This is a genomic window from Myxococcales bacterium, assembly GCA_016716835.1.
Taxonomy (GTDB): Bacteria; Myxococcota_A; Polyangia; order Haliangiales; family Haliangiaceae; genus JADJUW01.
This window is the reverse complement of sequence record JADJUW010000002.1, coordinates 721,984-733,461: the sequence shown is the minus strand read 5'-3', so window position 1 is coordinate 733,461 and position 11,478 is coordinate 721,984. Positions and strand designations below refer to the sequence as shown.

Here is an 11,478-nt window from a genome sequence, read left to right as displayed (position 1 = left end):
CAGGCATGGACTACAACGAAAAGGCGCTGCAGCTGTTTACGCAGGGCTTTCGCAGCATCCTCACCGGCCTCGGCGAGCTCGGCTACGACGTCGCCGATGAGAACTTCCGCGAAACGGCGGAACGCGCCGCCAAGGGATTTCACGAGCTCTCGCATGACCACAATCAGGCGCGCGCCGAGGTGCAGGCCTTGCTCGACAAGACCTTTCCCGCCAAATACGGCGAGATGGTGATTTCACGCGGGAATGTAGCGTTTGGCGTGTGTCCGCATCATCTCTTGCCCGTGATTTACCGCATCTCGGTCGCCTATATTCCGACGCGCAAGGTGCTCGGCCTCTCGAAAATGTCGCGCCTGGTGCGCTTGCTCTCGCGCGGGCCCAAGCTGCAAGAAGACCTCACGCACGAGCTTGCCGTGACGCTGCACGATCAGCTCGACAGCCAAGGATCTGCCGCCTACGTCGAGGGCATGCACATGTGCATGGCCGCCCGCGGCGTCGGCGCCCACGAGGCGCGGCTGGTCACCAGCGCGGTGCGCGGCGTGTTTCTCGAACAAGCGACGCGCGAAGAGTTTCTCAAGCTGGTCACGTCGGCCGCTCCAAGCTTGATCTAACCTGCCTAAACAGGCAGAGCAAAAGTCAGCGGCGCGCTGCTTCCACGACGCAAGGGCCTACCGGCAGGTGGCGCACGTTTCTTCCGCGAGCATAGATTGCACGATGGTGTTCGTAGCGCCGAGGGATGTGGATACCACAGCCGTCTCGCTGCGCCCCGGAGGGTCGCTATCTGCGAGCAGGAAGACATGTGCGCTCACCTGCCGTTCACCACGGACACGCCGTGCCTGCGAGCAGGAAGACACGTGCGCTCACCTGCCGGTAGGTCGGCGCGGATACCATTTGAGACTAAGCGCTATAGCCGCTTGTTCCACGCCTGCACCCACGTCGCCAACCGCGCCGCGGCGTTTTCCGGCACGACATGCGCATGCGCCCACAACAACCATGCCGCCTTGGTCACGGGAATCACTGGCCGTGGCTTGCTTAGCGCGACGACGATGGCGGCCGCTACCACGTCAGGCGACGCGCCAGCCTTGGCGAACCATCGTTGCAATTTGCCGCGTTGGGCCTGCGCGGCCGCCTCGTCGCTAAAGGTCGCATCGCCCATAATATTGGTCGCGATCAGGCCAGGACAAATCGCGCAGACGGCGACGCCCTTGGGTGCCAGCTCGCGATGCAGCGACTGCGACAGCCCCATGACGGCGAACTTGCTCGCCACGTACGCCACTGAGGAACCCAGCGGCGTAAAGCCGAGCACGCTGGCGACATTGACGATCACGCCGCGCCCCGCGCTCACCATCGCCGGCGCGAAAAAGTGGCAACCGTGGATCACGCCCCGCAGGTTGACGCCGAGCAGCCAATCCCACTGCGCGAGCGTCGTTTCAAGCAAGCCGCCAACGTGGGCGACGCCAGCATTATTGACCAAGGCGCCTACGCCGCCGGTATCCGCGCACGCGGCGAGCGCATCCTGGGCAAACCGCTCCATTTGCGACGCATCGGCGACGTCGACCACCGCCGCAAACAGCACCGCCTCGCCGAGTTCATCGACGACGCTCGAAAGCGCGCGTTCATTCACGTCGCACAGCAAGACGCGGTCGCCTCGCGCTGCCAGTCGCGCCGCCGTCGCGCGGCCAATGCCGGAGCCCGCGCCGGTGATGACGACGTTCATGACGAGCGCGCCCCTTCGCCAACCCCGGAAAACAATCGACGCTCAAGCGTTGGCAAGTGCCGCATCAGCCGACGTCCCAGCCGTGCCTGGCGCAAGGATTTATGCGGATTGGCGAGGTAGCTGCGCGGCGGCTTAACGCCCAGCCTGGCCATGATCTGCCCGAGTGGTCGCTGCAGCCCAGGCTGCACCGCGATCATTTCGGCGAGCAACGCCGCGCCGGCGCTGATGAGCGGACCTGCGCCATAACGCGGCTGCCCAAGGCCAAAGACATAGAGGTTGCGGTGATGACGCGGCAACATGCCGGCGATGAGGTCGGGCATGCCGCCCTCAAAGGGAATGACCTCAGCGTCCACGCACGGAAAGCTAACATGATACCCCGTCGCGCAAATCACCAAGTCGACCTCGATGGACGTGCCGTCGACAAATTCGACGCGCAGGCCGTCAAAGCGCGCGACGTCGCCATGCGGTGCGATGCGGCCATTTTTAAGCTCGTAGAGCAATTCTGAGTTGATCGTCGGGTGATGTGCGAAGGGCTCATGATCGGGCCGGGGCAAGCCGTACGCTTCATACGATCCAACAAAAACGCGGGCTAGCGCTTTTACGACGAGGCGCTGCGCGCGCTCGGGCAGCCAATGCGGCAAGGCCTCGACCAGCGGCCGTCCGAAAACCGTCTTGGGCAAAAACCAGTAACCGCGGCGCAGGCTCAGGTGGGCGGCGGCGCCGACGCGCGCGGCGGCCACCGCGATATCGCACGCGGAGTTACCGCCGCCGATCACCAGCACGCGCTGGCCGCGCAGCAGTTCAGACGATTTGTAGCCTTTCGCGTGAAGCAACGGGCCGGCAAATGCACCCGGGTACGCCGGCATGCGTTTGTCCCAGTGATGCCCATTGCACACCACGACGCCGCCATAAATCCGCACCTCGTCTTGCCGACCATCGGCGTGCCGCAGCTCGACGCGCCACCGATCGCCAGCCGGGCTCACCTTCACCGCGCGGGTGTTGAACTCAATATGGCGGCGCACATCGAACTGGTCGGCGTAGCCGCGCAGATAGCTCAGCATCTGCGCGCCGCTTGGGAAATCCGGCCACGTCGCGGGCATTGGCCATTCCGCATACTCCGTGGTCTTGCGCGACGAAATGATATGAACCGAATCGTAGACGCCATGGTACCAGTTGCCGCCGACGTCATCGGCCGCCTCAACGACGTCAAAGGCGATGCCCGCACGCCCGAGCGCGGCGGCAACGCCAAGCCCCGCGAAGCCGGCGCCGATCACCAGATGGCGCGCGGCGTAGTCGATGACCTCGTTTGGCGCGCTGGGCATACCAGGGCTACGAAGCATGCCGCGTTGCTCGCTCGCCCGCCGCGGCCTTGTCGTCCGCAAAGAACGCCTGGGCCAAGGGGTACGTGTCGCGCTGATTTGGGTGAAAATCGCGCGCAAAATACTCGCGCAGGCCGCGGAGAAACACGCGCTTGACGATGGGATGGCGCTGGCGCGCTTCGCGCAATTGCCGGCGCAATTCGCCGCGCGGCAGCCGCTCTTGCCTAAGCAACATCGCCGTCGCCGCGACCCACCACGCCATAAACGACGCCGTAGCATACGCCATGCCCGCGGCGCGCAACGGATAAGATGGCGCCACCGCGGCGAGCACGTCAAACGCGACGGCCTTGTGTTCGATCTCTTCCGCCGCATGCCATTTGAGCAGCCGCGCCATCGTCGGATCGACCTCGCGCAAGACGTCAAAGGTAAAGAGATTTTCCGCCATGATCGCGGTGTAGTGCTCCAACGCCGCCGTGACCGCGAGGCGAAATGTTCGCGGCAAACGCTGGGTGAGGCGATGGTACTGCGCATACGCCGCGAGCAGCCCATCGAGGTCGTAGCCCTGCGCGCGCAACATATCGGTGTGATCCTCGTGCGCGGCCGAGTGCGCGCCTTCCTGAGCAAAAAACAGCTTGGCTTGCGCGGCGAGCTCGGGCCGGTCTTTAAGCAATGGCAGGCAGTCGTGCACCGCGCGCACAAACGATCGTTCGCCGAGCGGAAACAAGATGCTGACACCATTTGCGATGTGCGACGCCACCACGCTGTTGTTCAGCCACGCCTTGGGCACGCCGTCAAAGCCAAACACCGGGCGACGAACAGTGATGCGCCGTGGGGCCGTTGCGGTTTCGTCGTGGGTTGCTGCGGTTGTTACCATATTGACCTCCAGTCAATTAACCGTGACAGCCTATTGTCTTTCAGTCAATAGCAAAGTTATCATCATCCAACGATGGCGAAGTTGACCTTGCGCAAGGCCCCGCCGCGAGCCGCGAGGTCGCGCGACCGGCTGCCCACCGCCGCGCGCCGGCAGCAAATTCTCGCCGAGGCGATCAAGGTGTTTGCCAAGACGCCCTACGAAGCGGTCAACATGGACGACTTCGCGGCGCGGCTCGGCATCTCCAAGGGGTTGGTGTTTCACTACTTCCCCTCCAAGCGCTCCCTATATGTCGCGGGCCTGGCCCACGAAACGCAGGCCTTGCTTGCGGCGACCAAACCCGCGGGCAGCGGGCTGCCTGCCGCCGCGGCGAACCTCAACCTCTATCTGGACTACGTGCAGTCGCGCCGCGAGGCGTTTCTCTACCTCATGCGCGGTAGCGAGGCGGCCGACCCCAGCATCGCAGCGATCATGGGCGACATGCGGCGGCAATACATGCAGCGCGTTTGTGATCACTTGCAAGCGCTCGGCATGCGCGCCGACCTCGACGATCCGCGCGTCCGGGTCGCGACGCGCGGTTGGGTTGGCCTATGCGAAATCGCGACCGCGGATTGGTTGCGGCACGGCGACCCTGGCAAGGCCCAGCTCCTCGAATATCTCTTGCGCATGCTCGCGGCCACGGTCGAGACGATTGCTAGCCATGATGAGCCGCCCAAACGGCGGCCCCACCTACGGCATAAACCGCTGCACGATGGCGGCTAGCTCGGGCACCGCCTCGGTGACGTGCTGTAGCGCGCTTGGCCGCAGCTTGCTGTAGGCGCTCTTGGCGACGCCGTGGCTCGTCTTCGCCGCGCGGCGGTCGGTGACGGCCAGCAATGCCGCGGCGACCTCGCTCTTGCGCGCAACGACAAAAGCAGCGAACGCCACCGTCTTATCCGTGGCAACCCATTGGTCATAAAACGGTTGCAGCTCCGCCAGCCATTCGCCGAGCAGCGCGTTGATCACGTCGGCAACAAAGCCTTTCTTGATGGCCTTGACCGTGGCGTAGGCGCCCTTGATCATGAACCCGTGTTTTTTAACTTGGGCGTCGACGAGTTCGACACAAGCCGCGACCACCTGCGCACGTACCGGCGGCTGACCCAGGGTTTGCTGTAACGACATGCCGCCTTCTACCACGCAATAGCCACACGGTGTGCGAGCCGCCGCTATGGCGCCAATTCAATGCCGGCCTGGCGGCAGCGCTGCAACATTTGTTCGCGGTCGCGCGGCCGCTCGATTTGGTCAAAATGAGCCCGGGCCGTCTCCGCATCGCCCGTCATGCAGGCCGATCCAACCACCACGCGCAACATGCGCGGATGCGCCGGCGCGATGCTCAGCACGCGCAAGGCTTGTTCCTTGGCGTCGGCAAATTGGCCGCGCTCAAAATATTGATTTGCCTCGTCCATCTGGAGCGAGATGGCGGGATCGGCGTGGCCCATGCCAGACGTGCGGCCTTCGCCAAAGCGGCCGATGCGCATGGGCTTAAGGGCACCTAGCGCGTCGCGCTGGCCCGCTGGCAGGTCGCGAAATCCTCGTCGCGCCGGCGCTTCGGGCGGCGGGCTGAGCGATGGCGGCGTTTGCTCGCGGAGCGATGGCGGTGGCAGGGAGGGCGGCGTTGATGAGGGCGGCACGACCGTGGCGACGCGCGCACCTGGCGTGGCCGGCTCGATATCGGGTACGTCGATGGGGCGGCGAATGCGCCAAGCCAGCGCCGCGAGGCTCGCGATGGCGAGGCCGATAAGCACCAAGATGAGCGTGCGCTGCACGCCTCAGTGGTAGCACAAAATGGTGCGCGCGGCGTCACCAAACGCGGCGGCCACCCCTGCGGCGCCCGTGGCGGTTGACTTCGCCGCGCCGGTATGAGATCTGTAACGGATGAGCCTGCCAGCCCCGATCGCGCGCCGGCGCACGTTTGCCATCATCGCGCACCCCGATGCCGGCAAGACCACGCTGACCGAAAAGCTGCTGCTCTTCGGCGGCGCCATCGCCATGGCCGGCGCGGTCAAGGCACGTGGCGACCGCCGGCGCGCCACCAGCGACTGGATGAAGGTTGAGCGCGAGCGCGGCATCTCGGTCACCTCGTCGGTGATGACCTACGACTACGGCGATTGCACCTTTAACCTGCTCGACACGCCGGGCCACCAAGATTTTTCCGAGGACACCTATCGCACCCTTACGGCGGTCGACTCCGCGGTCATGGTCATCGATGCCGCCAAGGGCATCGAAACCCAGACCCGCAAGCTTTTTGAAGTCTGCCGCATGCGCAACGTGCCCATCGTCACCTTCATCAACAAGATGGACCGCGAGGGGCGCGACCCCTTTGACCTCATGGACGAGATCGCCGAGGGCCTGCAGCTCGAGGTGACGCCGGCCAGTTGGCCCATTGGCAGCGGCCGCGAATTTCGCGGCTGCTATGACCTCTTGCGCGACCAGCTCATCTTGATGGAACGCACCAAGGGCGAATTTATCGCCGAGGGCATTACGTGCAAGGGCCTCACCGACCCGCAAATCGACAAGCTGCTGCCCGACACCGCCGCGGCCAAGCTGCGTGAAGACGTCGAGATGGTGCGCGGCCTCTGCCCCGCCTTTGACAATGAGAGCTACCTCGCCGGCCACCTAACGCCGGTATTCTTTGGCAGCGCGGTCAATAACTTTGGCGTCCGCGAGCTGCTCGATGGCATCGCGCGCTACGCGCCGCCGCCGCGGCCACAGCCCGCGGTCGAGCGCGAGGTGGCGCCAAGCGAACCCAGCGTGTCTGGCTTTGTCTTTAAGATTCAGGCCAACATGGACCCCAAGCACCGCGACCGCATCGCGTTTGTGCGCCTCGCCTCGGGGCATTTCACCCGCGGCATGAAGCTGACTAACCCGCGAACGGAAAAAACCGTCGCCGTCAACAACGCGATGATCTTCCAGGCCAATGACCGCGAACTCGCGCAGGAGGCGTGGGCCGGCGACATTATCGGCATACCCAACCACGGCGCGCTGCGCATTGGCGATGCGCTCACCGAGGGCGAGACGCTGCATTTCTCTGGCATTCCGTCGTTTGCGCCTGAGTTCTTGCGCCGCGTCCGCGCCGATGACCCGATGAAGGCCAAGCACCTCGGGCGCGCGCTCGAACAAATCGCCGAGGAAGGCGCCGCCCAGACCTTCAAGATGTTCATGGGCAGCGACTGGATCGTCGGCGTCGTCGGCTCTTTGCAATTTGACGTGCTGGCCGACCGCATTCGCTTCGAATACGACCTGCCCTGCCATTTCGAGGCGACCTCGTTTCAAGTCGCGCGCTGGATCGCCGGCGATGCCCGCACCATCAAGAAATTTGCCGAGCTCAATCGCGACAATGTCGCCGACGACCACGCCGGCGCGCCGGTGTTCTTGGCACGCAACGATTGGCAGCTTGGCCGCGCGACGCAGGATTTTCCAGAGCTCAAATTTCTCTCGACCAAGGAACAAGTCCAGGGCGCACGCTAAGCGTGTGCCCCCGCAGCTAGGACCAGCTGACGGTCAGGTTAATACACGCGGGTTGCAGGGGCACTGGCGGTGGGAGATTCGAACCGGGTGGATGTGGTGGCGGAGGCTCTGGCACGGGTGCGGGCTCATACGATAGCGTAAACGTTTCACGCGCACCGAGCGTCTCGATGCGGTTGGCATATTGCCCTGGCTGATTAGTACCGATCAGCCAAATGTACGGACTGTCTTTAACTTCGGCGACGACCAACTCCTCGCCGTCTTCGTTGGTCAAGGTGAGGTGGCCGAGGATGCGGCCGGTTGGCGCGCCCGTTGCGCAACGCTGGGCGCGAATATCGACGTCACAGTAAAAAATTTCGCTGCAGTCAAACGATTTTTCCGTAGCCTCCGTGCGCAGGTCCATGGTGCGCTTGCCGTTTTTGTCGGTCTCCTCTGCGGGATCGGGCTCGCTGCTGTCGCTCGGTTCGACGCAGGCGCCAGTTAAGCAAGTCGCCGCAAGCAACACGGAAAATGAAAGTTGAGTAAGTTTTCTGGTCATGCCGGACTATTTTGCAACTCGCGCGCCAAGTGGGGTGTTCATGCAAGTGCATAACATTATTGGCATCAGCAGAATGGTCGCGTCTAAGCGAGCAACTATGTGGGTTTGTGGTCCCAGGTACGTGGGGGCTGCGCCTCCCAGGGCGGTCTAGAACCCACGCCGCGCTCCTTCGCAGCCGAATGGCGTTTTTTTTGGGCTCCCGACCCCGCCCATGGCCCCTTCCGCGCCTTAGGTCCATTCAGTGATGGACAAGCGCGTCCGCGCGGCGTCTAGTGCGAGTTGATGGGCCGCGCGTTGCGACCCAATCAAATCCGACAGAAGGTAAATATTATGCAAACCGGTACAGTTAAGTTTTTCAACACGGCAAAAGGTTTTGGATTCATCACGCCAGCAGGCGGCGGCAAGGACGTTTTCGTTCACGCCAATGACACCAATGGCGCGATCCTCAACGAAGGCACCAACGTTGAATTCGAAGTGGTTCAGGGCAACAAAGGCCCACAAGCCAGCGGCGTTAAAATCGTCTAACTAACATAGTCACTAAACCATACGTCGCGCCCTCAGCGCAGCGACGTACCAACCCTCTTAACGAGGTAAGCCAAGGGCTTTGCCGGCTATCGAAAATAGCCGATGCCCGCTTCAATTGGCGCGAGCCAGCGGTAGCGTGTACACGGGCGCCGCGCATGCTTCGTTTACGGCCCCACGGCTGCTCGCAGGGCTCGCGACGCCTCTCACTCGGTCATGTCATTTACGATACATCGGGCACGGCATAGAACCTCGCGACGGGTCCGAAACGAACATGCGCGCACCCGTGCACCGTGCCCAGCCGTGGGGCCATAAACGAAGCATGCGACGCAACGCGATGCGAAGGCCGGGGTCTCAACTAAGCTGCAGCCGCCGCGACGGTGAACTTGCCTTTGGCGTCGAGGGCCACCTTGCCCATGGCGAGGTGAGGGTCGTGGGTGAAGAACAGCGAACCGCCGCGCGCATGCAGGTCGCGCAGCAGGCGCTCCTTTTCACCGATGAGCAGCTCGGGATAGCGGTCGTAGCCCATCGTAATGGGTACGTGCACCCAGGCTGCGCCGGGGATTAGGTCGGCGGCGAAGAGCACCGGCCCCTGCGCCGTAGCGATCTCGGTAAGCAGCAGGCCCGGCGTATGGCCGTCGCTATGCCAAAACCGATAACCCTCGCCGAGCACGCTGCAGCCGGCCGCGTCGCGCGCCACCACCACCAGCCGGCCGCTGCCCTCAAGCAGCGCCGGCAGCTCGGCTATAAACGACGCGCGATCGCGGGCATGCGGCGCCTTGGCGCGCGCCAGCGCCTCCTCAGACACGACGTAGGTCGCCCGCGAGAATACCAAGCGGGGCGGCGTTCCTTCTTCCCATGCCGTCAACAGCCCGCCGGCATGATCAAAATGCAGGTGTGACAGCACCACGACGTCGATGTCCGCGGGCGCAACGCCATGCGCGGCCAAGCTCTCTACGAGCACGTGCTGCGGCTCGACGACGCCAAAGCGGGCCTTAAGTTCAGACGAAAAAAACGCGCCAATCCCGGTCTCGAACAAGATGGTGCGCCCGCCGTCGCGCACCAGCAGGCATCGACACGCCAAGGGAATGCGATTCTGCTCGTCAGGCGCGATCCACTTCGACCACAGTGCCTTGGGCGCATTGCCAAACATGGCGCCCCCGTCGAGGCGCTGCGAATTTCCGAGCACGGCGGTGAGGGTACGCATGCGGAGATCTTACCCTGCGGTGGGTGTCGATGCTACGGTGCCTCGGTGTATCGATTTCTCTATTGGGCGGTGCTGCGGCACCTCCCGGCCGAGGCAACGCACAACGTCGCCTTTGCGCTGCTGCGCGCGTGGATGGCAATACCCGGCATGAAGGCCCTAAGCCGCAAGCTGCTGCTGCCTCGCGGCCAGGCCGTGCACGCCATGGGCCTGACGTTTGCCAGCCCGCTGATCATGGCGGCGGGGTTTGACAAAAATGCCACGGGGTATCGCGCCTTGCTGGCCCTTGGCTTTGGTGGCGTCGAAGTCGGCACGGTTACGGCGCGGGCGCAGCCCGGCAATCCAAAGCCTCGTTTGTTTCGCCTTCACCGCGATCACGCGCTGCTCAATCGCATGGGCTTTAACAACCATGGCGCCGCCGCCGCGGCCCTCCGCCTGCGCGGCCCGCGCACCGGCGTGGTGGGCGTCAACATCGGCAAGACCAAGGCGGTCGACGAGGCCGAGGCTCCTGCCGACTACGCCGCCAGCGCGCGCGCCGTCGCCGCGGTGGCGGACTACCTAGTCATCAATGTCAGCTCGCCTAACACGCCAGGCCTCCGCGCGCTGCAAGGCACGGCCCCGCTGCGCGCAATCATTGTCGCGGTGAGGGCCGCCGTGGCTGACGTGCGCGCCACGCCGCTACCCTTGTTGGTCAAGATTGCGCCAGATCTCGCCGACGAGGACGTCGATGCCATCGCCGACCTTGCGCTTGAAACCGCACTCGACGGCCTGATCGCCACCAACACGACTATTTCGCGCGAGGGCTTGCGGACCGACGCGGCTACGGTGGCCGCAATGGGCGCAGGGGGCATTTCCGGCGCCCCAGTTGCCGACCGTAGTCTCGCGGTATTGCGCCGCCTGCGTGCCCGCGTCAGCGACCGCGTCACGTTGATCGCCGCCGGCGGCATTACCGCCGAAAATGCAAATGAGCGCCTGGCAGCCGGCGCTCACTTACTTCAGATTTATACTGAGTTTATTTACCGAGGGCCGCTGACCGCGCGACGCCTGGTCCGGGCCTTGCGAACTTAGCTGCAGACGCCAAGCTGGCTGAGGTCAGCTGTCTCGCTGGACGTGAACGCGCCGATCAGGCACGTGAAGCCGCCGTCGCAGACGCCAAAGTCGGTGGTTTCGCCGGTGGCGATGGTGGTCGCCGTGCCGCAGATCGCGGCGCAGAAAACTTGACCAGCGCCGTCGCCAGCAACGCACGCCGCCGTTGCGCCAAGATTGCCCGTTTGGTTATCAGCGCAAAGACCCCAGCTCGCATCGATTTCAGCCTCGCTGGTTTGCGATTCTTGGCGGCATGGGCCGCTGCACATTGCGGTCGTGCCGGTGCCGAAGGTCAAACAAGCGCCGTCGGGGCCGCAATCGGCATTGGCCGCGCATGCATTGCCAAACGTAAACGCGGTTGGATTTGGCGCTGGTGGCGGAGGTGGCGGAGGTGGCTGCGTCACCACAGGATCCTTATCCCCATCGTTGCCGCAGGCGGCAAACGCACATGAAACCATGAGACCGACAAACGCAACGCGAAGTGATGCTTTCAACATATGCTCTCCCTTTGAATGTGACGGCTGAGTAACACGTAACAAATTTCGAATTCAACTGCAAAACGTGGGGCGTTTGGCTACACCCCATCGCTCGGCCGGCGCTACGGCCGGCGTTGCGAACCACGTTCGCTAGCTCTGGGACCGCGGTCGATACGCGCTGTTAGCCGCGGTTGTGGGCGGATTCGCGGGTAAAATTCCCCGAGCGGCGGCCAAACCCGCGCGC

The 11,478-nt window shown here is 63.9% G+C and carries 13 protein-coding genes; 5 read left to right on the top strand and 8 right to left on the bottom strand.

The genetic code is table 11. The annotated features are described in order from the left end of the window. The first annotated feature begins 5 nt into the window (after positions 1-5). Positions 6-608, top strand: a complete 603-nt coding sequence (locus IPL79_17950; protein MBK9072861.1) for a GTP cyclohydrolase I — start codon at positions 6-8, stop codon at positions 606-608. A gap of 293 nt (positions 609-901) precedes the next feature. Here IPL79_17950 and IPL79_17945 read toward each other — a convergent pair whose 3' ends face one another. Genes IPL79_17945 through IPL79_17935 form a run of 3 tightly spaced genes read right to left on the bottom strand, consistent with a single transcriptional unit; the run spans position 902 to position 3,907 of the window. Next, on the bottom strand, positions 902-1,714 hold the full coding sequence (locus IPL79_17945; protein MBK9072860.1) for an SDR family NAD(P)-dependent oxidoreductase: 813 nt from the start codon (positions 1,712-1,714) through the stop codon (positions 902-904). Continuing rightward, positions 1,711-3,054, bottom strand: coding sequence for an NAD(P)-binding domain-containing protein (locus tag IPL79_17940; protein ID MBK9072859.1), 1,344 nt, complete (start codon positions 3,052-3,054; stop codon positions 1,711-1,713). Before IPL79_17940 ends, IPL79_17945 begins: the two co-directional genes overlap by 4 nt. Next, positions 3,044-3,907, bottom strand: a complete 864-nt coding sequence (locus IPL79_17935) for a metal-dependent hydrolase (GenBank protein MBK9072858.1) — start codon at positions 3,905-3,907, stop codon at positions 3,044-3,046. The genes IPL79_17940 and IPL79_17935 overlap by 11 nt, the downstream gene beginning before the upstream one ends. A 72-nt stretch (positions 3,908-3,979) precedes the next feature. Between IPL79_17935 and IPL79_17930 the strand changes: the two genes are divergently transcribed. Beyond that, entirely contained in the window at positions 3,980-4,666 is a 687-nt protein-coding gene (locus IPL79_17930) for a TetR/AcrR family transcriptional regulator (protein MBK9072857.1), read from the top strand. Here IPL79_17930 and IPL79_17925 read toward each other — a convergent pair. Both IPL79_17925 and IPL79_17920 read right to left on the bottom strand, forming a co-directional pair. Beyond that, positions 4,634-5,065, bottom strand: coding sequence for a hypothetical protein (locus IPL79_17925; GenBank protein ID MBK9072856.1), 432 nt, complete (start codon positions 5,063-5,065; stop codon positions 4,634-4,636). The two genes, IPL79_17930 and IPL79_17925, sit on opposite strands and share 33 nt — an antisense overlap. A 44-nt stretch (positions 5,066-5,109) precedes the next feature. Then, positions 5,110-5,709, bottom strand: coding sequence for a hypothetical protein (locus IPL79_17920; protein MBK9072855.1), 600 nt, complete (start codon positions 5,707-5,709; stop codon positions 5,110-5,112). Between the two features lie 109 nt (positions 5,710-5,818). Between IPL79_17920 and IPL79_17915 the strand changes: the two genes are divergently transcribed. Then, positions 5,819-7,411, top strand: coding sequence for a peptide chain release factor 3 (locus tag IPL79_17915; GenBank protein MBK9072854.1), 1,593 nt, complete (start codon positions 5,819-5,821; stop codon positions 7,409-7,411). A gap of 16 nt (positions 7,412-7,427) precedes the next feature. On the opposite strand, the gene IPL79_17910 is transcribed toward IPL79_17915, so the two are convergent. Further along, positions 7,428-7,946 carry a hypothetical protein gene (locus IPL79_17910; protein ID MBK9072853.1) on the bottom strand — a complete coding sequence of 173 codons (519 nt, stop codon included), beginning with the start codon at positions 7,944-7,946 and terminating at the stop codon, positions 7,428-7,430. Between the two features lie 330 nt (positions 7,947-8,276). Here IPL79_17910 and IPL79_17905 point away from each other — a divergent pair, with 330 nt between their 5' ends. Continuing rightward, complete coding sequence (locus IPL79_17905) at positions 8,277-8,471, top strand: cold-shock protein (protein MBK9072852.1); 195 nt, start codon at positions 8,277-8,279, stop codon at positions 8,469-8,471. Positions 8,472-8,826: 355 nt separating this feature from the next. Here IPL79_17905 and IPL79_17900 read toward each other — a convergent pair whose 3' ends face one another. Beyond that, on the bottom strand, positions 8,827-9,675 hold the full coding sequence (locus IPL79_17900) for an MBL fold metallo-hydrolase (protein MBK9072851.1): 849 nt from the start codon (positions 9,673-9,675) through the stop codon (positions 8,827-8,829). 45 nt (positions 9,676-9,720) lie between these two features. Here IPL79_17900 and IPL79_17895 point away from each other — a divergent pair, with 45 nt between their 5' ends. Then, entirely contained in the window at positions 9,721-10,740 is a 1,020-nt protein-coding gene (locus tag IPL79_17895; protein MBK9072850.1) for a quinone-dependent dihydroorotate dehydrogenase, read from the top strand. On the opposite strand, the gene IPL79_17890 is transcribed toward IPL79_17895, so the two are convergent. Beyond that, positions 10,737-11,255, bottom strand: a complete 519-nt coding sequence (locus IPL79_17890; GenBank protein MBK9072849.1) for a hypothetical protein — start codon at positions 11,253-11,255, stop codon at positions 10,737-10,739. The two genes, IPL79_17895 and IPL79_17890, sit on opposite strands and share 4 nt — an antisense overlap. Positions 11,256-11,478 lie beyond the last annotated feature (223 nt).

What these genes read in the sequence shown, in the direction of transcription:
- IPL79_17930 (MBK9072857.1), top strand. Translation starts at nt 3,980, where the DNA reads ATGGCGAAGTTGACCTTGCGCAAGGCCCCGCCGCGAGCCGCGAGGTCG.
- IPL79_17890 (MBK9072849.1), bottom strand. Translation starts at nt 11,255, where the DNA reads ATGTTGAAAGCATCACTTCGCGTTGCGTTTGTCGGTCTCATGGTTTCA.
- IPL79_17940 (MBK9072859.1), bottom strand. Translation starts at nt 3,054, where the DNA reads ATGCTTCGTAGCCCTGGTATGCCCAGCGCGCCAAACGAGGTCATCGAC.
- IPL79_17900 (MBK9072851.1), bottom strand. Translation starts at nt 9,675, where the DNA reads ATGCGTACCCTCACCGCCGTGCTCGGAAATTCGCAGCGCCTCGACGGG.
- IPL79_17905 (MBK9072852.1), top strand. Translation starts at nt 8,277, where the DNA reads ATGCAAACCGGTACAGTTAAGTTTTTCAACACGGCAAAAGGTTTTGGA.
- IPL79_17935 (MBK9072858.1), bottom strand. Translation starts at nt 3,907, where the DNA reads ATGGTAACAACCGCAGCAACCCACGACGAAACCGCAACGGCCCCACGG.
- IPL79_17915 (MBK9072854.1), top strand. Translation starts at nt 5,819, where the DNA reads ATGAGCCTGCCAGCCCCGATCGCGCGCCGGCGCACGTTTGCCATCATC.
- IPL79_17910 (MBK9072853.1), bottom strand. Translation starts at nt 7,946, where the DNA reads ATGACCAGAAAACTTACTCAACTTTCATTTTCCGTGTTGCTTGCGGCG.
- IPL79_17950 (MBK9072861.1), top strand. Translation starts at nt 6, where the DNA reads ATGGACTACAACGAAAAGGCGCTGCAGCTGTTTACGCAGGGCTTTCGC.
- IPL79_17925 (MBK9072856.1), bottom strand. Translation starts at nt 5,065, where the DNA reads ATGTCGTTACAGCAAACCCTGGGTCAGCCGCCGGTACGTGCGCAGGTG.
- IPL79_17945 (MBK9072860.1), bottom strand. Translation starts at nt 1,714, where the DNA reads ATGAACGTCGTCATCACCGGCGCGGGCTCCGGCATTGGCCGCGCGACG.